The sequence below is a fragment of the Ruegeria sp. CDSC051 genome, assembly GCF_059610665.1.
The window spans coordinates 1,065,303-1,088,770 of record NZ_JBXWOC010000001.1 but is presented as its reverse complement, the minus strand read 5'-3'; the positions used below and the strand labels follow the sequence as shown (position 1 = coordinate 1,088,770).

Below are 23,468 nucleotides of genomic sequence, written 5' to 3'. Positions count from 1 at the left end.
GGTCCGCCATGCCCAAACTGATCCGTTTGTATATCACGCAAGTGGCCTGGGGCTTTGCCATCTCGGCAATTTTTGTCGGGGTGCTTCTGGCCCTGAATGTCGCCAACCTGCGTCATCTGATTACTGGTTCTGATATCGGCCTGGTTGCTCTGGCGATGATCTGGTTCATGAACGGGATCGTCTTTGCCGGTGTACAGTTTGCCTATGCCATTATGAGCATGGCCGAAAAACCCGGCGGTCCGCGCGGTGGAACGCCGGTTTCTGTCAGGCTAAAGCCTGCCTTGATCAAACAAGAGGCACGTACTGGGCGTTAAGACAGGTGACACGCCGGCTGAGGTGGACGCAGAGCTTGCCCGCCGTAATTGGTAGGTCAGGGCGTCAGTTTTAGTCTGACTGCGTTGTGACTTTTGTCTGACAGGGTTCGGGTCATTCGGCAGACAAGGCGACACCCTCCACGGTAACCCTGTGCATCAATCGTCGAAATCCATGATAGTCATTGACCGCTTTGTGCCATGTGGCCCGGTTGTCCCAGATGGTCATGTCGCCTGTTTGCCAACGAATGCGGCATTGGAACTCGGGTTGCTGGCAATGGTCATATAGCATTGCAAGGATGGCTGCTGATTCATCAGCGCTCAGGCCTTCGATATGGGTTGTGAACACTGGATTCACATAAATACCGCGCCGCCCGCTGAGGGGGTGTTTTATGATCACAGGATGTCGCGCGTCTTGGGTGGCTGCCTGTGCATTGCTTAGCCGACCACTTTGCGCCGCTTCACTGTCCTGTGTGCTTGTTCCAAAAACGTGCCGAGAGGAATGAACCGCCCAGAGCCCATCCAGAAAGCTCCGCATGGTAGGTGACAGCGCCTCATAAGCCGCACCCATCGAGACGAACAGCGTGTCGCCTCCAAAGGGCGGGGTTTCCAAAGCATGCAGGATAGACCCCATCGCCGGGATTTGGTCGTAGGAATGATCGGTATGCCAGCCCTCTCCGATGGCCTCTTTCTGATCCTTTTCCTTCAGCACCATAGCGATTTCTGGATGCCCCTCGACCGGCCTGAAGAAGCGGTTGATGTTGATCGCGCCAAAGCGTTGGGCAAACGCCAGATGCTCATCCGGGCCGACATCCTGCGCTCTGAGTACGATGACAGAGTGCTGAGCAAAGGCCGTATGAATGGCGTCGAACAGGCTGCCGTCTCGGATATCGGCGCCGATGATCTCTGCGCCCACACCGCCGGTAAGTGGTCTGATGTCCATCTGCTTTCTCCCTGAGTTTCAAACGCAGGGTAGCGCATTGCTAAAGGTCGAAAAAACTGATTTAAAATTTGTAAAGAGAAGATTTTATTGATGATACGTTTCACTTTGCGCCAGTTGTCGTTCTTCGCCGAGACGGCGCGATGTGGCGGTATCGCGCAGGCAGCCAGGAACCTGAATGTTTCGGCCGCCGCTATTTCATCGGCAATCGACAAACTCGAAGATGTCACTGGTTTGACGTTGTTTGATCGCTTTCCCGCACGCGGGATGAGGTTGACCCGCGTTGGCGCAGCCTTTTTGACGGATTCCGAAGCGTTGCTGATGCAAGCAGGCGCGCTCGGCAATCGGGCCGCTGTGATGGCTGAGGGTAAAACAGGGTCTATTGTGATCGGGACACACTATGCAATTGCGCAGAAGATCATTCTACCAGCTGTTCTGGCTTTTCGCCAAAGCCATCCCGGTATCCGCATCGAGGTTGTTGAGGATGATTTCCCGAACCTCGTTGCTGCGCTGGATGCGGGCGAGTTGGACGCGCTTGTGGTGTTTGATCAAGGGTTTGATCCCCAACGTCATCACGTTGAAGTACTTAAAGAACTGGCGCCTCTGGTTTTACTTCCGGCCTCCCACCCTATGGCGCATGCCGACAGCGTACAGCTTGAGCAGCTGACAGGCATGCCCTACATTGCAGTGTCGCGTTCCGGTCCGGGTCCAAGCTATCTTGACCTGTTGCAGGCCGCCGGGCTTGATCCAGAAGTGCCGCTGACCTCGCAATCACGAGAGTTGGTGCATGCTTATGTTGGCAAAGGGCTTGGGTTCACGCTGGTTGGTTTTCCGCCAGAGGCGAGCCGCACGATAGAAGGCGATGCGGTCGTAGCGCGTCCGTTGGCACAGGATATCGGGTATTTTAATGTTGTGATTGTGCAGCCCCGCGCCATTCGGCAACCCGAACCCGTAAAAGCATTTCTTGATGCCTGTCTGCTCCAGGTATGATTAGCGCGATCTGGCCCGCAGGTCAGAACCCAGAGCTCGTAAATCCGGCTATTTCCTGCCGGAGTTTGGATCGAGTGTGGCGGGACCACCAGTCAACCGTGCGGTTTGATTCCCGAGGACCTGTATGTACAGGTGGGCGCCAGGTAATCAGGCCAGGACCTGAACAGAGCCAGCCCCCTCGGAATTGCTTAAGGCCACCAGAATGCTACCTGTCACAAGAAGGGCAGAACCCGCCACGGGCCTAAGTAGGGCGTCCGGCGGGTTCGCACAAGGGGTCAGGCGTCAACAGTTTCGTGCAAGGCCACGCGCATCTTGCCAAAATGCTCGTCCCAGCCATTGTCCAGCGCCAGGATCAGGCCAAAGGCTTCGGCACCTTGCGGCAGACCTTCGTGCAGCAGGTCCAGGCGTGTACCGCCCGCCACCGGTTCCAGGGTCCATTTCACGATGCTGACCGCGTCTCCCATCGGCTTAACCGTGAACGAATATTCCAGATAGGACGGAGGGCGCGCCTCGCGGACCTCTCCCCAGATCAGCAGGTCGCCACTGGTTGTTCCGAACATCTCAAGCTTTTGGCCCTGCGCCAGGGGGCGTTCGGGTTTGTGAAACCATTCCGCCAACCGGTCGGGTTCGGTTAGATAGGCCCAGACAGTCTCGGGCTCGGCCCTCAGGAAGATGGATTTCCTTAGAACGGCATCAGTCATTTTGATTTCCTTTCAACAGCTTCTTTAAGAGAGTTAAGGCGTTCATCCCAAAATTGATCAAAGTAGCTGAGCCAATCCAGAACAGGGGCCATGCCTTTTGGTTCAAGTCGGTTTATGCGTTCCCGGCCACGGGCTTCGACGGCAATCAGGCCGCCATCCGACAGCACGGTTAGATGTTTCTTGACCGCCGCGCGGGTCATGTTGAAGCGATCAGTCAACTGAGCGATCGTCATGTCCTGCAGTGCTAACATCTGCACAATGTCCCTGCGGGTAGGGTCAGCCAGAGCGCGGAACGCGTTTTGAGTTTGGTTTTCCATATGCAACCTAAAGAGATACCATTTGGTTTCACATTAATGCAATACCAAATGGTACTATGTCAAGTCGTATGGGCTCACTTTACATTTGTTCACTAATTGTTCACATTTGGGATATGACATTGGACCTGCAACCCGGACAAAGACTTGCACGTGGCGTCGCCCGTCACCTGACGGCGCATGGCTTTGTATCCGTTGAGGAATTCGTGCCTATACGCGGACTGCGGGTTGATGTGATGGGGCTGGGTCCTAAGGGTGAGCTTTGGGTGATCGAATGTAAATCAAGCCGCGCTGATTTCCAGTCGGATTCCAAATGGCAGGGCTATTTGGAGTGGTGTGATCGATTCTTCTGGGCAGTGAATACGGAGTTTCCGACCGAGCTGTTGCCTGCCGAGACCGGGTTGATCATTGCCGATGCTTATGACGCCGAGATCGTGCGTATGGCACCAGAGGACAAGATAGCTCCGGCCCGGCGGAAGAAGATGATCCAGAAATTTGCCACAGATGCAGCCCGGCGCTTGCAGTCCCTGAGAGATCCCAGAATCTGATAGCTCAGCTTTTTACCGCCCGTGCGGCATGCGCAGCAGCACGGAGTTCATCGGCAATCTCTTCGGCTTCTTCCGGATCGAAATCCATTGGAATTTCAAGGTTTTCCGCTTCGATGAATAGGCGCACCATCCCCTGATCTGTTGGTCCGATCTGCAAATTCGCCTGAATGTCACTTTCGGTATTGATGCTCATGTGTGCCTCCGGGGATGAGAGTTCGTGCTAGCGCGCAAAGGCTTGAGAATCAAGTTACCTTTGCGTTCAAATAGGGGATGCACTCTATTCAGATCAGACCCTTTGAAGCTTTGGACGCGCCGTGGTTGGTGGCTGTGCATGATCTTTTGTATTCACGAGACGAGGGTTTTGACGACTCTTTTGCCGTGTTGGTGAAAGAAATCCTCGACGATTTCATCTCGGACCATGATGCCAAGCGCGAGCGTGGCTGGATAGCCGAATGTGACGGTAAACCTTTGGGCAGTATTTTCTGCGTTGCCCTGAGTGAAACGACCGCAAAACTGCGCTTGTTCTTGCTGTTGCCCGAAGCGCGTGGGATGGGCCTGGGAAAGCGGATGCTGGAGAGCTGCATGGGCTTTGCTCGCGGCGCCGGTTACACTGAAATGAGGCTGTGGACGCATGAAAGCCACAAGGCTGCCTGTGCGCTTTATGGGTCCACTGGGTGGCAGTTGATGGATAGCAAACCGGTCCATTCCTTCGGGGTTGATCTGGTCGAACAAAGCTGGAAAATTCAGCTTTAATCCTCTTGCATTCCGTGAACGCGTTCGGTACATCGCCCTTCACAAGTGCCGCCTTAGCTCAGTTGGTTAGAGCGCTGGATTGTGGATCCAGAGGTCCCCTGTTCAAGCCAGGGAGGCGGTACCATCTCACCGATTGCCAGAAAATTCCCAAGCTAGTTCGGCCCCTAAGCCGCCGCGCAAATCGAAGGGCTGCCTTCACTCAAAACGGTACCGATTATTATTTGAGAAATTGTCTTTTCCGGGGATTGCAGCGGCTGCATCCCCGGTAGGTTCTTAGCGTGCCAGATTCAGGCGAAAGCGCATCTTTGTTTTCCGTTCCGCAGGTAAATGACGGTTCAGATGCTTGTTCACCAGGCCGAACCCCCCAACGATCACAAGCGTCAGTAAGATGAAATAGAAGGCAAGGATTGGATAGGCGACAAAGGGGTTGAACGTCTTGTCCGCGAAATAGCTTGCGTAATACAGCGCATCGCCTCGTTGCTGCCAGGCGGGGAAGGCCGAGAAGAACACCAGCGTGGTGGCATGGAACAGAAAGATCGCCTCATTCGTGTAGGCGGGCCAGGCAAGCCGCAGCATGGTGGGCCAGACGATCCGCCGGAAGCGAGACCAGCCGGACATGCCATAAGCATCTGCAGCCTCGGTATCGCCCTTGGGAATGGATCGGAGCGCGCCAAAGAAAATTTCGGCTGAATAGGCGGCTGTGTTCAGAAACAGAACGATCAGAGCCCCTATCCAGGCCGACGTCAGAGAATCGAACATCGGATAGGATTTCTTCAGCGACAGGAAGAAGAAATAGGCAAAGAAAAACTGAATGAACAGCGGCGAACCTCGAAAGATGAAAATGAACCATTCCGAAGGTTTGCGCAGCCAGAAACTGGGTGAAGCTTTGCCAAGCGCCAGTGCTGTGGCCAGGAAAAATCCGGTCGCAAGCGCCATGATTCCGAAATAGATATTCCAGATCATACCAGACCCGATCAGGGTAAAGTGCTCACATAAGGTAAAGTCGGATTTTGGCAGCAGGCGCTCGCCATATCCAAGAGATCGCAGGCCGTAGTCCTGAATGGTCTGCAAGCAGCTCATGCGGTGGTCTCCTTGCGCAGCAATTCTCCGGCGGCGGTGGCCTGTCCGTGCGAGAGCCGGCGCATCAGGCGTTCAAGCCCGATCTCGGACATACGGGTGAAGCCAAGGTAGAAAACCAGCAGGAACAGGAAATACCACATGCGCCAGTCACCGTGTGGGTATTGCGTAAACTTCGGAGTCTTGGTGCTGCCCAGTTCGCGGGCCCAGTACACGATATCTTCGATGCCCAGAAGGAACAGCAACGGCGTGGCCTTGATCAGAACCATCCAGAGATTGCTGAGACCGGGCAGGGCATAAACCCACATCTGAGGCACAAGGATTTTCCAGAATGTCTGGCGACGGGACATCCCATAGGCTTCGGCGGTTTCCAGCTGTGTATAGGGTACGGCCCGCATGCCGCCGAACAGAACATTGGCGGCGAAAGCACCGAAAACAATAGAGAAAGTGATGACAGCCAGAAAGAACCCATAGGTTTCGTGCACCCATTCCGGCGAGGTGCCCAGTGGCAGTTTGGCAGATTGGCAGACGATAAAGTCGTTGCCCTGTCGGATCGAATCCGTCCAGTCCGGGCAGAGAATTTGATGCCGCGTCCATTCGAATGCCTGATCCAAAGCAATCACGAAGAACATGAAAAAGGCGATATCCGGCACGCCGCGCACGATGGCGATATAACCCTTACCCAGCCAACTGACCGGCAGAACGTGCGAACGGGCAGCCATGGCCCCGACGAACCCGAAACCCAGCGCTACGGGCGCCGTCACGGCAAGCAGGGCCAGTACCTTGAGGAAGGACAGGTAAAAGGACCAATGCACACCATTGGTCAGATAGCACGAGAACCAACGAAAGGTTCCCAGCGTGTCGGGATCAGTGCAGAACGAAAAAATGGCGGGCCTCTTCAGGTGGTAAAGGCGCTGGGGCGGCGCGCCCGTAGACTGGGGCACGCCGCCGGATCAGAATTAGAAGGTCGAAGACACTTCCCATTTGGTGATCAGCTCGTTCAGGCTGCCGTCATCCTTCATGGATTGGATGGCTGCGTTGAGCTTTTCTTTCAGCTCACCGTCGGATTCACGGACGCCAATGCCGACGCCACCACCCAGCGGAACCTCATCGGCCACAAAGCGCAGATCTGCGTCTTCGTCGACGATCGGGGCAAGGAAGGATTTGTCGGCCAGAACCGCATCGGCCTCACCGTTGCGTACGGCAGCGATGGTTTCCTCGGGGCTGGCGAACTCGACCAGGGTCGCGCCGGATTCGGCGATATAGCCAGCCTGAATGGTGCCAGTTTGTGCGGCGACCACACCACCTGCAACATCGGCGTCATCCGACATTGCTACATAGGCGGAGGGATCCGGCGGTGTGTAGTTCTGGGTAAAGTCGATGACCTCGTCACGCTCGTCGGTGATCGACATACCAGCGATGATCACGTCGTAGTTGCCCGAGACCAGGTTCGGAATGATCGAATCCCAGTCGTTCTTGACCCACTCGCAGGTCAGGTCTGCGCGTTTGCACAGCTCGTCGCCCAGCTCGCGCTCAAAGCCGTCGATCTCACCTGCGTCATTGACGAAGTTCCAAGGTGCATAGGCGCCCTCGGTCCCCATCCGGATGGTGTCTGCCATAGCCATGCCTGCGCTCAGCGCAAGGGCCGCAGTGGTCAGGATCAGTTTTTTCATTGGATACTCCCCAGTTTTGGTTCTGATCTGAAGTTATGCCGCCTGAGTGGCGGAAAGAAAGCCCTGAAGCCGTGGAGATTCAGGGGTAGTAAAGAGATCTTCAGGCAGGCCTTCTTCTTCGATGAGGCCCTGGTGAAGGAAAACGACATGGCTAGAGATATCAGCGGCCATTTTCATGTCGTGGGTCACAATGATCATGGTGCGGCCTTCTGCAGCCAGGTCTTTGATCACCTTGATCACTTCTTGTTCCAATTCGGGGTCCAGCGCCGACGTGGGCTCGTCAAACAAAAGCGCCTCGGGCTCCATGCACAGCCCCCGCGCGATCGCGGCACGCTGTTGCTGGCCACCAGACAACTGTGCGGGGTAGGCGTCGCACTTGTCGCCAATACCAACTTTTTCAAGGTATTTGCGTGCGCTGTCTTCAACTTCTTTTTTGTCACGGCCCAATACCGTTACAGGTGCTTCCATCACGTTCTGCAGGATGGTCAAATGAGCCCACAGGTTGAACTGTTGGAAAACCATGGACAGGTTTGTGCGAATGCGCAGTACCTGTTTTGCATCTGCAGGCCGGCGCGTGTGGCTGTTACCGGACCAACGAACAGGTTCACCCTTGAAAAGGATTTCGCCCTGCTGGCTGTCTTCCAACAGGTTGCAACACCGCAATAAAGTGGATTTCCCAGACCCCGAGGACCCAATCAAAGATACGACATCGCCCCGTCTGGCAGTGATATCCACGCCCTTCAGCACTTCCAGATTGCCGAAACTCTTGTGTAGGTTCTTGATCTCAATGACGGGAGTTGAATCTGTCACGGTTGGTCCAGGTGTTATTGGTGTTGGTGCGGTACTAGGGCTTAAAAATCAGATCAATGCAATGCGCAAATGACAGAGTAAGCGGGTGATTCCGTCAATTTGACGAAGCGTTCTGGTCAATTTGATCATGAATTATCCATCGCAGTTTACAATTTCGACGGATTTGGGACGCGCAGATAATCTTTGGCAGGAATAGAGATCAGGTCATGCAGGTGCAGAAGGTTCCGATCTTGCGGTGACATGGTTAGAATCGCGTTGCGAACAGCGCGTGCGATCTGAGTGGCGTCCTGATCCTTCGCTGTGATATAAGGTAGCGCGGGAGTTGGGGTTGTTTCGGCGACCTCACGCAGAGCTTTTGGAAGGTCGGAATGGACCTTCAGCATCTCCCATGTCAGCGCATCCAGCGCGGCATAATCGGCACGGCCCTCGGAAATGGCTTGAGCAGACAGCGCATGACCACCGGATTGCAGAACCGACGATGGTGTTCGGTGGTATCGTTCAAGGTGAACCATTGGGGCGGCCCATCCGGATTGCGACAGCGGTTCATTATAGGCAAAAACACCATCGGCCAATTCATCAAGATCGCGGGGGTCGTGGCGGCGGGCTACAAAAACCGACCGGTAATGGCCAGGTGGGCAGCCAGGCAACGCGTAATCCGGCGTTCCAACCAACTGCACCTTGCCATGCAGCCGGGTGCGATAGGGCATGCCGCAGGTCTGGGCAAAAACCAGATCCGAGTCCAACCAGACATCCCAGACATCCCGGTCTCGGTTTAGGTTTGCGGGGCCATAGCCAAGGTAATCCCGAATCGATGCCCAAAACCGATCATTCGCAGGGCGCAGCGCAGGCATGTCGTACATGCCCAGCATGGCTATCAAGATTTGGCAGCCTTTTGACGGGCCATTGCAGAGTCGACATCACTGATGCCCAGCAGGCTGACGACCAGTCGCAGTAAGGAATCCTCTTCACCCGTGCGGTGCCCATCCGCCAGAGCGACCGACCACAAGGCCTGAACGACTGCCAGGCGGTCGTCATAGGCAACGGCCTCTTTGATTGCGCGAGTGAACCGTACGGTGTCCGGTGCTTCGGCCTCGAGATCTTCGGCGCGGGCGCGCAGGCCGGCGGCTTCGAACGGGGATAGGTCATAGCGTTCAACCGAAATCCGGTCGATTCGCGCCATTTCACTGTCGGCATAGTCGTTGTCAGATCGGGCAACGCGCACCAGCAGGGCCGTCAAGGCCAGTCGAGCATCGTCATCGGTGAAAGGGGCGGGCTGAGGCTGGGTCAGTCGAGACAGAAAATCACTAAACATGAGACAGGTATAGAGAGGCCTTACGCCTCTTCCAAGCGTCTTTGCACACGCTTTCTGGCGGTCTTGCTGTCGTTAAAGCTCAGACCCATGGCGATGCGGGCTTCTTCGACGATTTTCATCTCGCCCTCATCTGTATTCCCGTCGGCCAGAACCACCTCCCAGAGGGCATCCAAAGCGGCCAAGCGCTCGTGCAGGTCCGTGGTTTCCCGGATCAGCTTACCGAACGTGTCCGTTTCCGGTGCGGCTGCGTGCAGTTTCTCGCAGGTGGCGCGGACCTTTGCGGCTTCGATCGCGTTATGTTGATAAAGTCGGGCGAGGATACGGTCGATCAGGCTGATCTCTTCCAGCTTATAATCCCTGTCCGCTTGTGCAACGCGCACCATAAGCGCCCCGAGTGCAAGTTCAGCGTCTGGGTCGGGCAGATTGTCGTGTTGTGGCGGGCGGAAAGCCTGAAAGAGTTTTTTCAACATGGTCAGAGATTATTCCATATTTGATAACCCGCCAAGCACGGACTATCGCGCAAGGCTCAGAATGATCAAAAGACCGCCTGCTACAGCCGGATAGCGCGCTGGGTCAGAGTACCTTTCGCGCTTCGTCTTGCAGCCAGGCCAGCATTTTCCGATAGGGTACAGGGCCATAGCTTATACGCGCGACTCCCAGCCCAGCCAAAGTGGCGGTGTCCGGTGTGCCGGGTAATGCTATGATATTTAGCGGCAGGTCGATTGACTTTACCAACCGGGCAATCATGGCCTGATCCCGTAGGCCGGGGGCAAAGAATCCGCTGGCCCCTGCATCTGAATAGGCTTGTGCTCGGACCATTGCCTCTTCCAGCATCGCATCATCATGGGTTTCGGGCTGCGCCTTCAGGAAAATGTCGGTCCGCGCGTTGATAAACGCAGGAACGCCAGCCGCATCGCAGCCTTCACGCATCGCGCTGACACGGGCGGCCTGAGTTTCAATATCGTACAAGTCTTTTGATCCGATGATCTGGTCTTCGAAGTTGAAGCCGACAACGCCGGATTCAAGGGCCAGCCTGATATTGGCAGAGATACCCTGAGCATCAGCCGCATACGCACCTTCGAAATCCAGAGTAACCGGTAGATCAACGGATTCGACAATCCGGCGAGCATTGTCCAGCGCGACCTGCATCGGGATGTTTTGGCCGTCGCTGAACCCTTGTGCCATCGCAACAGGAGCGCTTCCAGTGGCAATGGCTTGGGCGCCAGCGTCGCGCACGGCACCGGCACTGCCAGCATCCCAGATATTGTACAGGATAACCGGTTCGCCCTTTTTGTGCAGAGCCGCGAATGTCAGTGCTTTGGTGATCTGATCGGTCATGGCCGGTCTCCTATCTCTGAGTTGCGGACAGTTAACCGTGCAAAGGGTCAGCGCGTACAGTCTTTTCGCGCTGACCGATACAATCTGCTTTCGTGCCTGGTGTCAGACCAGACGCGAGGTGTCCTTGGCAGCGCGCACAAAGTCGCGGAACAAAGGATGCGGGTCGAACGGCTTTGATTTCAGCTCGGGGTGGTACTGGACCCCGATGAACCACGGATGATCCGACCACTCGACGATTTCTGGCAACCGCCCGTCGGGGGACATGCCTGAGAAATTGAGACCGGCTTTTTCCAGCTTGTCGCGGTATTTGATGTCCACTTCATAGCGGTGGCGGTGGCGCTCCTCGATGGCGGTACCGCCATAGACTTCGGCCACTTTTGACCCTTCGGCCAGAACCGCGTCATAGGCGCCCAGGCGCATGGTGCCGCCCTTGTCATCACCGATTTTGCGTTCGACCTTGTGATTGCCCTGCACCCATTCTTTCAGGTGATAGACCACCGGTTCGAACCGCTTTTTACCGGATTCATGGTCGAATTCCTCGGACCCGGCCTCTTTGATGCCAGCGGCATTTCGCGCGGCCTCAATTACGGCCATCTGCATGCCCAGGCAGATGCCCAGGTAGGGCACCTTATGTTCGCGGGCATATTGCGCAGCCTTGATTTTGCCTTCGGTACCGCGCTCACCGAATCCGCCGGGCACGAGGATCGCGTGGAAGCCTTCCAGATGCGGGGCGGCGTCTTCGGTATCGAACACCTCGGCATCGACCCATTCGACCTTGACGCGCACCCGGTTGGCCATGCCGCCATGGGTCAGCGCCTCGGCAATCGACTTATAGGCGTCTTCCAACTGGGTGTACTTACCGACGATGGCGACCTTCACTTCGCCCTCGGCGTTGTGGATGCGATCACTGACGTCTTCCCATTTGGTCAGATCGGGCTTGGGGGCAGGGCTGATCTGGAAGGCATCCAGAACCGCCTGATCCAGTCCCTCGCGGTGATAGGCGAGCGGAGCATCGTAGATGGTGCTGAGGTCCTGCGCAGCAATCACGCTATCGGGGCGGACGTTACAGAACAAAGCCAGCTTTTCACGTTCCTTGGTCGGGATCGGGCCTTCGGACCGGCAGACCAGAATGTCGGGGGCGAGACCGATCGAACGCAGCTCTTTCACCGAGTGCTGGGTTGGTTTGGTTTTCAATTCGCCCGAGGCTTTGATGTAGGGCAGCAGGGTCAAGTGCATGAACAGGCATTGGCCGCGTGGTTTGTCCTGGCTGAATTGGCGGATGGCCTCAAAGAAGGGCAGGCCTTCGATATCGCCCACGGTGCCGCCGATCTCGCACAGCATGAAATCAACCTCATCCTCGCCTATGGCGATGAAATCCTTGATCTCATTGGTGACGTGCGGGATCACCTGAATGGTTTTGCCCAGGTAATCGCCGCGGCGTTCTTTTTCCAACACGTTGGAATAAATCCGCCCGGAACTGACCGAGTCGGTTTTGCGCGCGGCTACGCCGGTAAAACGTTCGTAATGGCCAAGGTCCAGATCGGTTTCTGCCCCGTCATCTGTAACGAACACTTCGCCATGTTCAAAGGGCGACATCGTGCCCGGATCGACATTCAGATAGGGGTCCAGCTTGCGCAGACGCACCGAATACCCTCGGGCTTGCAACAGCGCGCCCAAAGCCGCCGAAGCCAATCCTTTGCCCAAGGATGAAACCACACCACCAGTGATGAAAATAAAACGCGCCATGTTTTTCGGCTGCTCCCCGTGAGACGTCAATATCAGCTGCCCGGCGGTTCAAGAAAAACCGCTGCATCACGGGACTTCACGTATAAAGGATTCGCGCCAATAGCGCAAGAGAACCGCAAGATGCTGTTGCAGTTCTCTTTTCGGTTTCTAGGTTTTGTGTGTCAGTTGGCCTGCGGGATCAAAGGCGCGTTGTCACCCTGTGCCGGAGGCAACAGGTCATCCGCCGACGGAATTGCCGGTGTGCTTTCTTCGGTCGCGGCCGGTGCCTGTGTCCCAATCCGGTCAAGCACAGAGCTGCCCGAGGATTTTTGTGCCGCCAGAATGGTCAGCGTGATCGAAGTGACGATAAAGCACGCGGCTAAAATCCAGGTCACCTTGCCCAATGCTGTTGCAGCCGACCGGCCAGCCATGGCACCGCCTCCGCCGCCACCCATGCCAAGGCCGCCGCCTTCGGACCGCTGCATCAGGACGACGGCGATCAGGCCCAAAGCCAGAAGAAGATGGATAATGAGAACGACGTTTTCCATGGTGGTCCTGTACAGCGTGGCGTGTATCGCGAGGTACTTATGCAAGTTTGGTTCCGGGGGCAAGTCACGAGTTACCATCACGCCAAGTGATCTTCGGGATCACAGCAAAGAGACTGGACAGGCAAGGGGATGGTAAAGCAGGCTGCGACCCATGCCACATGACGATCCCGACCATCCGCACGCCATATTGCCGCCTGAACCCGCCCTTCGCGTCAAGGCGCTGGAAACGATTCTGACCCGCAAGGGTTTGATCGACCCGGCCGCTTTGGATGAGATCATCGACACTTACCAAAACAAGATTGGCCCGCAGAACGGTGCCCGGGTTGTTGCCAAAGCCTGGACTGATCCGGCCTTTAAGGCAGCACTGCTTAAGGATGCAACGCCCGAGGTGGCAAAGCTTGGCTTTTACGGTCGGCAAGGCGAGCACATAGTTGTTGTCGAAAATACCCCTGATCTCCACAACATGGTCGTTTGCACGCTTTGCAGTTGCTACCCATGGCCTTTGTTGGGGATTCCACCGGGGTGGTATAAATCGGATGCCTATCGTGCGCGGGCCGTGCGTGAGCCGCGTAAAATTTTGTCAGAGTTCGGAGTTTTTCTGGCGGATGAGACAGCCGTGCGGGTTTGGGATTCAACGGCCGAGATACGCTATCTTGTTCTACCCATGCGCCCCGATGGCACCGATAGGATGACCGAAGACGACCTGACCGCGCTTGTGACCCGTGACAGTATGATCGGAACCGGCCTGCCAAAGGTGCCGTCATGACCCGCGTTCACGATATGGGAGGACGGTTCGGCGACGGTCCGGTGATCCCCGAATCCCAAGATGCAGCGATTTTCCCAGAAGAATGGCACGGGCGCGCATTGGCACTGACATTGGCTGCCGGGTTTCTGGGACAATGGAATATCGACATCTCGCGCCATGCACGCGAACGACTGTCGCCCAAAGACTATGCACGATTCTCTTACTACGAAAAATGGGTGTCAGCACTTGCAGATCTGTTGGTAGAGCAGGGGGTCCTGACTTTGGAAGACCTTCTGGGCCAAGGAACGGATGCTTCACATCCTTTGGCTTCCCGCGCGCTGACAGCTGGGGCGGTTGAGGGCACACTGTCCAAAGGCGGTCCGGCTGATCGACCCTCGAATATCGCGGTGCAGTTTGATCCCGGCCAAAAGGTGCGTACAGTACGACCGGCTGCCAACCGCCTGAAAATCGGTGGTCATACCAGGTTGCCATCTTACGCTTCCGGCGCTCGCGGTCGGATATTGCGCCTGCATGGGACGCATGTTTTGCCGGATTCCAATGCTCATGGTCTGGGAGAGGCACCTGAACCATTATATGCGGTTGCATTCCCGGCCTCGGAGCTTTGGGCCGATCCCGAGAACCGAAATGACGAGGTCATATTAGATCTGTGGCAAAGCTATCTGGTGCCCGATGAGTGAGTGTAACGCACAGCCATTACCCGAGCCGGCATTCGCAGAGCCCTGGCATGCACAGGCCTTTGCGGTCACGGTCGCGCTGAATGAAGCGGGACGATTCGAATGGTCGGAATGGGCCGATCGATTTTCGAAGATGCTAAAACGCCATGGTCTGAGCAAAGAGCTGAATGGTGGCAACGACTATTTCCATGCCTGGCTGGAAACACTCGAGGCCTATTTAGCCGAAATGGGTGACGCGAACCCAAGTGATGTCGCCGCAGTCTCGTTGGATTGGGAGAAAGCCTATCTGACGACTCCACATGGTGAACCCGTTCATTTGTCGAATGGCTAGAAAGGGGGCGCTGCCCCCGCCGCGACTCCCCCGAGGTATTTTGAGCCAGATGAAGCAAGGGATCCTCTCTTCATCTGGCCAAAAATACCTCCGCCGGAGGCACCACGCACAGCGTGGTTATGATCTGCGGCGAATTATCGGTTTCCCTGTCGCTGACACATCGCTATACGAGCCGGGTTTGATATCTCAGCGCAAAAGGACCAGATATGGCCAATGTGGTTGTTGTCGGCGCCCAGTGGGGTGACGAAGGAAAAGGCAAGATCGTCGATTGGCTCAGTGAACGGGCCGATGTGATCGCGCGTTTTCAAGGCGGGCATAATGCCGGTCATACGTTGGTAATCGACGGTGCCGTCTATAAGTTGCACGCTCTGCCATCCGGTGTGGTACGTGGCGGCAAGCTGAGTGTCATCGGCAATGGCGTTGTTCTGGACCCCTGGCACCTGCTGAAAGAGATCGCAACGATCCAGGCGCAGGGAGTCGAGATATCGCCCGAAACGCTGATGATCGCAGAGAACACTCCGCTGATCCTGCCCATCCACGGTGAACTGGACCGCGCACGCGAAGAGGCGGCAAGCAAAGGAACCAAGATCGGCACCACCGGTCGTGGAATCGGCCCCGCATATGAAGATAAGGTTGGGCGGCGTTCTGTGCGGGTTGCTGACCTGGCAGACGAAGCGACCCTTGAGGCACGTGTAGATCGCGCGCTGCAGCACCATGACCCGCTGCGCAAGGGATTGGGGATCGAACCCGTGGACCGCGATGCACTGATTGCTCAGCTGAGGGAAATTGCGTCCGAGATTCTGCCTTTCGCAGCACCCGTTTGGAAAGTACTGAACGAAAAGCGCAAGGCTGGTAAGCGTATTCTGTTTGAAGGCGCGCAGGGTGCCCTTCTGGACATCGACTTTGGAACCTATCCGTTTGTGACCTCGTCCAACGTGATCGCCGGTCAGGCGGCGACCGGTGTCGGCATCGGGCCCGGCTCGATTGATTTTGTCCTTGGCATCGTAAAGGCTTACACGACCCGTGTGGGTGAGGGGCCGTTTCCAACCGAATTGGATGATGCGGATGGCCAGCGTCTGGGTGAGCGTGGGCACGAGTTTGGTACCACCACCGGGCGCAAGCGGCGTTGCGGCTGGTTTGATGCCTGTCTGGTGCGCCAAACCTGTGCCACTAGCGGCGTAAACGGTATTTCGCTGACCAAGCTGGACGTGCTGGACGGATTCGAGACGCTGAAAATCTGTGTTGCATATGACCTTGACGGTAAGCGTCTGGATTATCTTCCCACTGCAGCCGATCAGCAAGCACGATGCACTCCGATCTACGAAGAAGTGCCTGGTTGGAGCGAATCCACCGAAGGCGCGCGCAGCTGGGCGGATTTGCCCGCAAACGCCATCAAATATGTGCGTCGGGTCGAAGAGTTGATCGAATGTCCGGTTGCATTGCTGTCTACTAGCCCAGAGCGGGATGACACCATTTTGGTGACAGACCCGTTTGCTGACTGATGGCCGGCGAACAGAAAAATGGCCTGAGCTATAAAGCGCGTCGTCGTTGGTCGATGGTGCTGCTGCTGATTGGCCTGCCGGCTTATATCGTTGCGGTGGTGACGGTGATAAACTGGTTGGACCGGCCACCAATTTGGTTGGAACTTCTGGTATACGTAGCGCTCGGCATTTTGTGGGCTCTGCCTTTCAAATTCATCTTCAAAGGTGTCGGAAAAGAAGATCCTAACGGATCCTCTGACTGAGCGGCCTATGCCGGGCTCATCCTGCGGTGGGTTCATACGCCTGCCCACAAAAGATCGCCCAATGAAAAAGGGCCGGAGTTGGTCTCCGGCCCTTCTTTCTTTTCGGTTTGAATTCAGCCTGCGGCGCGTTCATCTCCGTCAGGGCGGAACCCTATCTCGTCCGAAGCCGCAAACCGACCTCCGCCAGCTTTCTCAATCTTGCCGTCGCGCAGCAGTTGCCCGAATGAGCGCAGGCTTTCCTCGCGATTAAAATCGTCCTGCTTGAGAGAACGGATCTTGTTCATCAGTTGCGGGCGCGAGAACTGTTCCTGTCCTTCGATGAACGACAGATAAGATGCCGCAGCTTCCAGCAGGTCCGGCAGAGATTGTGCGCCCTGTTCCTGCGCATAGTGCGCAAAGCCGCTTTCCTCGATCGGAAGACCCAGCGGTTTGGATTTTACACGGCGCGGAGAAATCGGCCCCATTTCATCCTCGTCTTTATTGTCGATGCGCTGTTCAGCAACCAGCTTGAGGGGAGCGGCAGGCTCTACCTTGGGACGGGCAGTTGTAACATTGCTTTCGGGGCGGCGCGGGCTGATCTGCTGAGCCTGATTACGGTTCAGCGCATCTGCACGATCAGCATTGGTTGCGGCCACTGCATTGCGCAGACGGGAATATGTCTCGCGCTGAGTGGCCGTCGCGGGATCATCCATCTGTTCGACCGCCTTTTCCATCAGGCGAGAAACGTCCTCGTCCAGGTTCGGTTCCTCAGGCAGAGGCTCGGATGCACGGGCGGACAACACGGCTTCGACGCTGGCGATTTCGTCAAGCAGAGTTTCCTCGTCTTCTTCGGTCAAATAGCCGGCAACCTCTTCAGGTTCGTCTGCGTCCGCCGAAATGTCTTCTGTCAGGATATTGTCGATTTCGTCGCTCTCGGCTTCGTCCGTCTCGGCACTCAGATCCGAAAACAAAACCTCTTCTGCCTCGACAGTGGTCACATCGTTGGCGATGGGTGCGACATCAATTTCTGGCACGGCGGGGGTCTCTTGGGCCGGGCCTTCGATCTCTGCCTCTTCCGCGGCGGGTGGGGGCATGTCAATCTGAGGTTCGGGCTCAAATTCCTGAGCCGCTTCAACCTCTGTATCGGCCGCGGGGGATTCGACCAGATCTGTGGGGGTCAGAGTTCCGGCCTGAAAGGCAGCCGATACGGCATCAGTTGGGCCGGTTTCGGATTTCATCAGGGGCGAATCTTCATCCTCGGCGTAGATCACCGAGTTTTCTTCGCTATGAGAGACTACCGCCCGGATCCGTTGCAGCTTTGCGGCGATACTATCGGCGGCGGGTTCGGGTCGACCCTCAACCGGCTCGGCCTCTGCGATGGGCGCGGACTGTGAGGAGGCAGCGGTATAGGCCGGAGCACTCGGGGTACTGGGCGGGGTCATGGGCGCGGTAGAAAGGGACGGTGAAGCGGCACGGTCTTGCGCCCGCAGAAGCAATCCGTTTTCGCTCTGGCTGGCTTCGACTTTACGCGTCGCATCTCGCTGAGCAATGCGGGTCAGCATTTCGGCGTCTGGTTGCGGGGGTTCGGACCCAAAATACCTGTCATCCGCTGCAAGGTCGCGGAAGTATTCGGCAATCGACTTCATCGTTTCAAAAGAATCGTCAAATCCTTCCAAAGTGCACGAGAAGGTTCCGTAGGAAACTGTCAAAACCTTGTTATTCTGTACCATCAGACGTACGTCCTCTACAAACTACACGAGCCATCAGCCCGGTCGTGGGCAGAGCTATTGGCTCAGAACTTTGTCCATGAACCTATCATTTTGTGGTCTCAATGTGTCAAAACCCGGAAAAAATGATCAATCTCATGAAAAAGACGCGAATTGTACGTTCGAAAGAGTCAATCACGCTGGTTGGAAGCGGTCAAATTGGCCCTGAAGATTTGGATTTGGCGTTGATTCGCACAAAGTTGGCCGTCGCCGCGGATGGTGGGGCGGCAAGTTTGTTGGAAATTGGGCGCATTCCAGACGCTGTTATCGGTGATTTTGATTCGCTCGATCCGGATCACAAAGATCAGATTCCGCTGGATCGACTGTTTCCAATTGGCGAACAAAATAGCACGGATTTCGACAAGGCCCTGCGCAGTACCGAGGCGCCGCTGGTGATTGGGGTTGGTTTTCTCGGGGGGCGTCTGGATCACCAGTTAGCAGCACTCAATGTCTTGGTTCGCAGGCAAGATCAGCCCTGTATTCTGATTGGCGAAAGTGAGATTATCTTTCACGCACCCCCCCAAATCTCGGTTTCGATGGCGCCTCGAGATGTCGTCTCATTGTTTCCATTACAGCGTGTATCAGGGCAAAGCCGCGGCCTTGAATGGCCAATCGACGGGTTGGTGATGGAGCCGAACGGCGCTGTCGGAACGTCCAACCGCGCATTGGGCTCGGTTGAATTGCGTATGGATGGGCCGGGCCTTTTGGTAATGTTTCCCAGGGCGATGCTGGATCAGGTCATGCAGGCGCTTCTGTCGGGGCCGTCCGGGCGCTGGCCCGCTCACGCAGAATGACATAGAGGCCGGCGGCGATGGTGATGCAGATGCCCAAAGCGGCGACACCGTCGGGCAGGTCGCGAAAGATCAGCCAGCCAAACACCGTGGCGACCGGGATTTCGAGATACTGCATCGGGGCCAATGTTGCAGAGGGTGCATATCGCAGCGACCAGGTCATGAACAGATGTGCGACCGTGCCGAGAAGCCCGATTGCAAGCAAAAGCCAGATATCGCCCAAATTCGGAGCAATCAGGGACAGCTCCCAGATTCCGGCGGGTGTTCCCACCAACAGGGCAGGCAGTAGGATGACAGAAGCTATGACGCCCGACACGGCCTGAAGCGCAATGGGATCTGTAGCTTTTGCAATTTGCCGGGTCACGAGCATGAACAGGGCAAACACCACCGCGACGACAAGTGGAAGCAAAGCCGCATATCCGACCTCGGCAAAGCTGGGTTGAATGACAAGCAATGTACCACCAAAGCCCACAAGGCACGCAATCAGGCGTCGTTTGCCGACTTCTTCCTTTAGTACCAGTTTGCCAAGAAGCAACATGATAAACGGCATAACAAAGGCGATGGCCACAGCGTCGGCCAGCGGCAGGTATTGCAGGGCAGAGAACATCGCGGCGATGCCGACGATGTGCAGCAGGGTTCTTATGACAGCCAGGCGAAATATACGCCCCTGCATGCGCCAGGGCCTGCCAGTCCAGGCGACCAGCGGAACCAACAACATGGCTTGAATGGCAAACCGGACAAAGACCAGCATTCCAAGCGGCACGGTTTCACCCAGTAATTTGGCGACCGCGTCCCCCAACGGTGCGAGCGCACAAAAGCCAAGCATCAGCACGATGCCAAAAACGGGACGATCCTGTGTCATGCAGCGACGCAAGCGCTTTGGCTGAACAGGGGAAAGGCGAAAGCTAGGGGTCGGGCAGCGGTTGTACTTTGGTGTAGTCCGGGCCGATGCAGATCGGCAGCCCGTCATCCAGTTTCAGCCAGCCCAGCTGCTCTTCATGCGCGACATGCAGCGTAGGCTGCAGTTGGTTAGGGTCGTCCAGAAGGGCCACATACAGATGCATCACGCCGGACATCGTGTCGGACCGGAATGAGATCGGCGAGCCGCAATCAGGACAAAAGCTGCGTTCTACGCCGGGTGAGGATGCGAATGTCTTTGGTTCCTGGCCCGTCCATTTCAACTGTCCGTCGCGGACCCCGAAATAAGCTGTCATCGGGGCCGCGCATTGTCTGCGGCAACTGTCGCAGTGGCAGATCACACAGGACAGAACGGGCGAGTCCACCCGAAATGAAACCTTACCGCAAAGACAATGGCCTTCCATTTCGCTTCCCCGCGTTGCCTCAGCAATTCGGCACGTTCACCGCCAAACCGCCCAAAGACGTTTCCTTATACTTTTCGTGCATGTCGTGCCCGGTCTGCCGCATGGTTTCGATGACAGCGTCCAGCGGTACGAAATGGTGACCATCTCCACGCAGGGCCAAAGAGGCTGCCGACACCGCCTTGATCGCACCCAGCCCGTTGCGTTCGATACAGGGTACTTGAACCAGCCCGGCGACAGGATCACAGGTCATGCCCAGATGATGCTCGAGCGCGATCTCAGCGGCATTTTCCACCTGTTCCGGCGTGCCGCCCATAACCGCGCACAGCCCGGCTGCAGCCATGGCTGCGGCGCTGCCGACTTCAGCCTGACACCCGGCCTCGGCGCCCGAGATCGAGGCGTTGTATTTGACCAGCCCGCCAATAGCGGCCGCAGTTAGCATGAAATCTTCGATGTGGTTCTCTGAAGCACCGGGTACATGGTCCAGATAATAGCGCATTACCGCTGGAAGAACCCCGGCAGCACCATTGGTGGGGGCGGTCACCACCTGACCGCCAGCTGCGTTTTCTTCGTTTACGGCCATGGCGTAAACGCTCATCCAGTCGTTGATCGTGTGGGGGGCGTTCAGATTCATGCCACGTTCGGCCATCAACGCGTCATAGATGCCTTTGGCGCGACGACGCACGTTCAAACCGCCTGGCAGAATGCCGTCGGTGGTCAGACCGCGCTCGATACAGTCGTTCATGACCTGCCATAGGCGCGCGGTGCCTTTGGCAAAACTGTCTGCACAGCCGCGCGCGATCTCGTTGGCGCGCTTCATCTCGGCGATGCTTTTGCCGCTGGTTTTGGCCATGTCCAACATCTCGACCGCCGATTTGAAAGGAAAGGGCACCGGTGCGCCTTCATCTGTTGCCTTGCCCTGGGCCAGTTCTTCCTCGGTCAGAACAAAGCCGCCACCGATCGAGTAATAGACCTGCCGCAGGATCACGTCGCCCTGTGCGTCCGTGGCCATCAGGACCATACCGTTAGCATGGCCCGGCAGATTGTTTTCATAGTCGAAAACCAGATCGGCCTTGGGATCGAACTGCAGCGTGGGCAATCCTTCGGGGGTCACGCTGTGGGTCTCACTTATGCCAGCCAGTGCGGCCTCGGCCCGTTCGTGATCATATGTGTCGGGCACAAATCCGGCCAGGCCCAGGATCGTGGCGCGATCGGTTGCGTGGCCGACACCGGTAAAGGCCAGCGACCCGTGCAGCGACCCGCGCAGCCCTGAAAATTCGAACGGAGAGGCGCGCATCATGTCCAGAAACCGCGCGGCAGCAACCATTGGTCCCATCGTATGGGACGAGGACGGGCCAATGCCCACTTTGAACATATCGAAGACAGACAGAAACATATCAGGTAGCAAAGCCTTCCGGTGGGTTAGCATAGGTTGGTGAGGTAAAGGGTGTAACCCCTAAACCCTCGGCCGCGATTGCGGCGCGTGTGGCGGGGCGCGTCTCCAACTGCATCAGCATTCGCTGCAGATGCGGCGTGTCAGCGATCTGAAACCAGCTGCGATCAGCCTTCGCAGGATAGAGCGCCATCCAGCGCATCTGACAGGCCAGATAATAACTCAGGACCGATGGTATGTCCGGGCTCAGCCAGGGCGGCGCGCTTTTCGCAACTTCTTCAAGCTGGCGCAAGTGCTGGCGCAAACGAGGGCGGATACCGGCGCGCAAAGGATTGACCTGCGCTGCGTCTATATATTTTTCGGCGTAAAACAGAATACGCAGATCAGCGTGCAGCGTATTGGAGGCAAAGAACAGCCACTTCAGAAACGCGGCGCGGTTGCTGTCCATGGGGGTAGGGGCCAGCCGGCCATGCGTATCCGCCAGCCACAACAAGATAGCAGCGGTTTCGAAGATCGGCCCCTGTGGTGTTTCCAATACCGGGATCAGCCCATTGGGGTTCAGCACGCGATATTCCGGGCTGTCCTGTGCGCTTTGGCGGCGGTCTACCAGAACCGTTTCATAGGGCAGGCACATCTCTTCCAGCGCCAGCCGGATGACCAGCGAAGCATTGTCCGGGGCATAGTGCAGGCAGTAAGGCGTGTTCATGCGAACTATGTATACCTCACGTATGTTTTCAACAGACCTGATTGCGACGTTTCCCATAGGAAACGCGTAGTTTCGCGACATGTTGGTCTACCGATCCGGACAATTCTCTCTCGCAGTTGTCGTAGGCATTCCGTATAAGTTCCGCAGCAAATTAGGGGGATGCTGAAATGGCCGGTGATCTGTCGCCCATCGACACTGCAAAATACGTCGCAGCACGCCGTGCGGCTGACATGGTGCAGAATGGGATGCGAGTCGGCCTGGGAACCGGATCGACCGCTGCATGGATGGTGCGTCGGTTGGGGGAACGGGTCAGAGAAGAAGGTCTGGCGATCAAGGGTGTTCCGACATCGACCCGGACGGCCCAACTGGCCCGTGAACTGGGCATTGAGGTTGTTTCCCTGGATCAGGCGGGATGGCTGGACATCACTATCGACGGTGCGGACGAATTCGACAGAGAGCTTAATCTGATCAAGGGCGGCGGCGGCGCGCACCTGCAGGAAAAGATCGTAGCCACGGCCAGCGACCAGATGGTGGTCATCGCCGATGCCGGCAAAGAGGTCGAGACTCTGGGTGCCTTCCCATTGCCGGTCGAGGTGATCCCCTTTGGCTGGCAGACCACACGCACCCTGATCGAAGAGGTGCTGGATACCATGGATGTTCTCGGTACCCGCTCGGCGCTTCGCATGAACGGAGAAGCGCCGTTTGTCACGGATGAAGGCAATCACGTGCTGGACCTGCATTTGCAACGGATCGGAAACCCAAGGCAGATGGCGCTGGTGCTGAACCAGGTACCCGGCGTGGTCGAGAACGGGTTGTTCATCGACATTTGCGACAAGGTCGTGATCGGTTATGGAGATGGCCGGGTCGAACTGCGCGACATCAACGAGGGAACGGTGGAACTGGACGAGTTGTTCGATGGCGGCAAAGACAACCTGTTCACGGATTTGGCGGATTAAGGT

General features: G+C 56.7%; 30 protein-coding genes and 1 tRNA gene. 12 read left to right on the top strand and 19 right to left on the bottom strand.

The features are described from left to right. Positions 1-8: 8 nt before the first annotated feature. Complete coding sequence (locus AC2FH0_RS05530; RefSeq protein ID WP_142634632.1) at positions 9-314, top strand: hypothetical protein; 306 nt, start codon at positions 9-11, stop codon at positions 312-314. Positions 315-426: 112 nt separating this feature from the next. Here the strand turns inward: AC2FH0_RS05530 and AC2FH0_RS05525 are convergent, their stop codons facing one another. Continuing rightward, a complete protein-coding gene (locus AC2FH0_RS05525) occupies positions 427-1,254 on the bottom strand; it encodes a TauD/TfdA dioxygenase family protein (protein ID WP_496690790.1) in 828 nt (275 codons plus the stop codon). Between the two features lie 90 nt (positions 1,255-1,344). Here AC2FH0_RS05525 and AC2FH0_RS05520 point away from each other — a divergent pair, with 90 nt between their 5' ends. After that, positions 1,345-2,241 carry a LysR family transcriptional regulator gene (locus tag AC2FH0_RS05520; RefSeq protein WP_496704907.1) on the top strand — a complete coding sequence of 299 codons (897 nt, stop codon included), beginning with the start codon at positions 1,345-1,347 and terminating at the stop codon, positions 2,239-2,241. Between the two features lie 275 nt (positions 2,242-2,516). Here AC2FH0_RS05520 and AC2FH0_RS05515 read toward each other — a convergent pair whose 3' ends face one another. Together AC2FH0_RS05515 and AC2FH0_RS05510 are read right to left on the bottom strand one after the other, a co-directional pair. Continuing rightward, complete coding sequence (locus AC2FH0_RS05515; protein WP_281972322.1) at positions 2,517-2,942, bottom strand: SRPBCC family protein; 426 nt, start codon at positions 2,940-2,942, stop codon at positions 2,517-2,519. Next, positions 2,939-3,259 carry an ArsR/SmtB family transcription factor gene (locus AC2FH0_RS05510; protein ID WP_142634624.1) on the bottom strand — a complete coding sequence of 107 codons (321 nt, stop codon included), beginning with the start codon at positions 3,257-3,259 and terminating at the stop codon, positions 2,939-2,941. Before AC2FH0_RS05510 ends, AC2FH0_RS05515 begins: the two co-directional genes overlap by 4 nt. Before the next feature lie 113 nt (positions 3,260-3,372). On the opposite strand from AC2FH0_RS05510, the gene AC2FH0_RS05505 reads away from it, so the two are divergent. Further along, positions 3,373-3,804, top strand: a complete 432-nt coding sequence (locus AC2FH0_RS05505) for an MmcB family DNA repair protein (protein ID WP_496788759.1) — start codon at positions 3,373-3,375, stop codon at positions 3,802-3,804. Between the two features lie 4 nt (positions 3,805-3,808). On the opposite strand, the gene AC2FH0_RS05500 is transcribed toward AC2FH0_RS05505, so the two are convergent. Then, entirely contained in the window at positions 3,809-3,997 is a 189-nt protein-coding gene (locus AC2FH0_RS05500) for a DUF6324 family protein (protein ID WP_142634620.1), read from the bottom strand. Between the two features lie 77 nt (positions 3,998-4,074). Here AC2FH0_RS05500 and AC2FH0_RS05495 point away from each other — a divergent pair, with 77 nt between their 5' ends. Further along, positions 4,075-4,557: a GNAT family N-acetyltransferase gene (locus AC2FH0_RS05495; RefSeq protein ID WP_496690787.1), complete on the top strand. Its 483-nt coding sequence runs from the start codon at positions 4,075-4,077 to the stop codon at positions 4,555-4,557. Positions 4,558-4,604: 47 nt separating this feature from the next. Then, positions 4,605-4,681, top strand: a tRNA-His gene (locus tag AC2FH0_RS05490). Positions 4,682-4,830: 149 nt separating this feature from the next. Here the strand turns inward: AC2FH0_RS05490 and AC2FH0_RS05485 are convergent. The 10 genes from AC2FH0_RS05485 to secG all read right to left on the bottom strand — a co-directional run bounded on the left by AC2FH0_RS05485 (position 4,831) and on the right by secG (position 13,040). Further along, positions 4,831-5,637 (bottom strand): ABC transporter permease, encoded by an 807-nt coding sequence (locus AC2FH0_RS05485; RefSeq protein ID WP_496709269.1) that lies wholly within the window; start codon positions 5,635-5,637, stop codon positions 4,831-4,833. Continuing rightward, positions 5,634-6,521, bottom strand: a complete 888-nt coding sequence (locus AC2FH0_RS05480; RefSeq protein ID WP_142635158.1) for an ABC transporter permease — start codon at positions 6,519-6,521, stop codon at positions 5,634-5,636. The genes AC2FH0_RS05485 and AC2FH0_RS05480 overlap by 4 nt, the downstream gene beginning before the upstream one ends. Positions 6,522-6,593: 72 nt before the next feature. Then, the gene (locus AC2FH0_RS05475; protein ID WP_271946303.1) at positions 6,594-7,307 is read right to left on the bottom strand and encodes a transporter substrate-binding domain-containing protein; all 714 of its coding nucleotides are present in this window, start codon (positions 7,305-7,307) and stop codon (positions 6,594-6,596) included. A 33-nt stretch (positions 7,308-7,340) separates the two neighbouring features. Continuing rightward, entirely contained in the window at positions 7,341-8,117 is a 777-nt protein-coding gene (locus tag AC2FH0_RS05470; protein ID WP_496709270.1) for an ABC transporter ATP-binding protein, read from the bottom strand. A 146-nt stretch (positions 8,118-8,263) separates the two neighbouring features. Next, entirely contained in the window at positions 8,264-8,986 is a 723-nt protein-coding gene (locus AC2FH0_RS05465; RefSeq protein ID WP_496788758.1) for a phosphate/phosphite/phosphonate ABC transporter substrate-binding protein, read from the bottom strand. A gap of 5 nt (positions 8,987-8,991) precedes the next feature. Continuing rightward, entirely contained in the window at positions 8,992-9,429 is a 438-nt protein-coding gene (locus AC2FH0_RS05460) for a tellurite resistance TerB family protein (protein ID WP_142634608.1), read from the bottom strand. Between the two features lie 20 nt (positions 9,430-9,449). After that, the gene (locus AC2FH0_RS05455) at positions 9,450-9,899 is read right to left on the bottom strand and encodes a tellurite resistance TerB family protein (protein ID WP_142634606.1); all 450 of its coding nucleotides are present in this window, start codon (positions 9,897-9,899) and stop codon (positions 9,450-9,452) included. A gap of 103 nt (positions 9,900-10,002) precedes the next feature. Beyond that, positions 10,003-10,767, bottom strand: coding sequence for an isocitrate lyase/PEP mutase family protein (locus tag AC2FH0_RS05450; protein ID WP_496693321.1), 765 nt, complete (start codon positions 10,765-10,767; stop codon positions 10,003-10,005). Positions 10,768-10,869: 102 nt separating this feature from the next. Then, positions 10,870-12,513, bottom strand: coding sequence for a CTP synthase (gene pyrG / locus AC2FH0_RS05445; protein ID WP_496700025.1), 1,644 nt, complete (start codon positions 12,511-12,513; stop codon positions 10,870-10,872). Between the two features lie 161 nt (positions 12,514-12,674). Beyond that, positions 12,675-13,040 carry a preprotein translocase subunit SecG gene (gene secG / locus AC2FH0_RS05440; RefSeq protein WP_142634600.1) on the bottom strand — a complete coding sequence of 122 codons (366 nt, stop codon included), beginning with the start codon at positions 13,038-13,040 and terminating at the stop codon, positions 12,675-12,677. A gap of 151 nt (positions 13,041-13,191) precedes the next feature. Here secG and nthA point away from each other — a divergent pair, with 151 nt between their 5' ends. The 5 genes from nthA (at position 13,192) to AC2FH0_RS05415 (ending at position 16,555) form a co-directional block, all read left to right on the top strand. Next, positions 13,192-13,806, top strand: coding sequence for a nitrile hydratase subunit alpha (gene nthA / locus AC2FH0_RS05435; protein ID WP_496788756.1), 615 nt, complete (start codon positions 13,192-13,194; stop codon positions 13,804-13,806). Continuing rightward, positions 13,803-14,483: a nitrile hydratase subunit beta gene (gene nthB, locus AC2FH0_RS05430; RefSeq protein WP_496709275.1), complete on the top strand. Its 681-nt coding sequence runs from the start codon at positions 13,803-13,805 to the stop codon at positions 14,481-14,483. The genes nthA and nthB overlap by 4 nt, the downstream gene beginning before the upstream one ends. Next, the gene (locus AC2FH0_RS05425) at positions 14,476-14,811 is read left to right on the top strand and encodes a nitrile hydratase accessory protein (protein WP_496709276.1); all 336 of its coding nucleotides are present in this window, start codon (positions 14,476-14,478) and stop codon (positions 14,809-14,811) included. The genes nthB and AC2FH0_RS05425 overlap by 8 nt, the downstream gene beginning before the upstream one ends. 206 nt (positions 14,812-15,017) lie before the next feature. Beyond that, the gene (locus tag AC2FH0_RS05420; RefSeq protein ID WP_142634592.1) at positions 15,018-16,313 is read left to right on the top strand and encodes an adenylosuccinate synthase; all 1,296 of its coding nucleotides are present in this window, start codon (positions 15,018-15,020) and stop codon (positions 16,311-16,313) included. Continuing rightward, complete coding sequence (locus AC2FH0_RS05415; RefSeq protein WP_142634590.1) at positions 16,313-16,555, top strand: DUF2842 domain-containing protein; 243 nt, start codon at positions 16,313-16,315, stop codon at positions 16,553-16,555. Before AC2FH0_RS05420 ends, AC2FH0_RS05415 begins: the two co-directional genes overlap by 1 nt. A 113-nt stretch (positions 16,556-16,668) precedes the next feature. Here the strand turns inward: AC2FH0_RS05415 and AC2FH0_RS05410 are convergent, their stop codons facing one another. Then, entirely contained in the window at positions 16,669-18,264 is a 1,596-nt protein-coding gene (locus AC2FH0_RS05410) for a hypothetical protein (protein WP_496788754.1), read from the bottom strand. A 134-nt stretch (positions 18,265-18,398) separates the two neighbouring features. Here AC2FH0_RS05410 and AC2FH0_RS05405 point away from each other — a divergent pair, with 134 nt between their 5' ends. Next, entirely contained in the window at positions 18,399-19,094 is a 696-nt protein-coding gene (locus AC2FH0_RS05405) for a thiamine diphosphokinase (protein ID WP_496788753.1), read from the top strand. On the opposite strand, the gene AC2FH0_RS05400 is transcribed toward AC2FH0_RS05405, so the two are convergent. The 4 genes from AC2FH0_RS05400 to AC2FH0_RS05385 are packed head-to-tail and all read right to left on the bottom strand — an operon-like array spanning position 19,039 to position 22,509. Then, positions 19,039-19,953, bottom strand: a complete 915-nt coding sequence (locus tag AC2FH0_RS05400) for a DMT family transporter (protein ID WP_496690780.1) — start codon at positions 19,951-19,953, stop codon at positions 19,039-19,041. The two genes, AC2FH0_RS05405 and AC2FH0_RS05400, sit on opposite strands and share 56 nt — an antisense overlap. 43 nt (positions 19,954-19,996) lie before the next feature. Beyond that, on the bottom strand, positions 19,997-20,413 hold the full coding sequence (locus AC2FH0_RS05395; RefSeq protein WP_496700673.1) for a GFA family protein: 417 nt from the start codon (positions 20,411-20,413) through the stop codon (positions 19,997-19,999). A gap of 19 nt (positions 20,414-20,432) precedes the next feature. Then, positions 20,433-21,806: an L-serine ammonia-lyase gene (locus tag AC2FH0_RS05390; RefSeq protein WP_142634582.1), complete on the bottom strand. Its 1,374-nt coding sequence runs from the start codon at positions 21,804-21,806 to the stop codon at positions 20,433-20,435. Position 21,807: 1 nt separating this feature from the next. Continuing rightward, positions 21,808-22,509 (bottom strand): glutathione S-transferase family protein, encoded by a 702-nt coding sequence (locus tag AC2FH0_RS05385; RefSeq protein WP_496788751.1) that lies wholly within the window; start codon positions 22,507-22,509, stop codon positions 21,808-21,810. A gap of 167 nt (positions 22,510-22,676) precedes the next feature. Between AC2FH0_RS05385 and rpiA the strand changes: the two genes are divergently transcribed. Further along, on the top strand, positions 22,677-23,465 hold the full coding sequence (gene rpiA / locus AC2FH0_RS05380) for a ribose-5-phosphate isomerase RpiA (protein WP_271946345.1): 789 nt from the start codon (positions 22,677-22,679) through the stop codon (positions 23,463-23,465). The last annotated feature ends 3 nt before the right edge of the window (positions 23,466-23,468 follow it).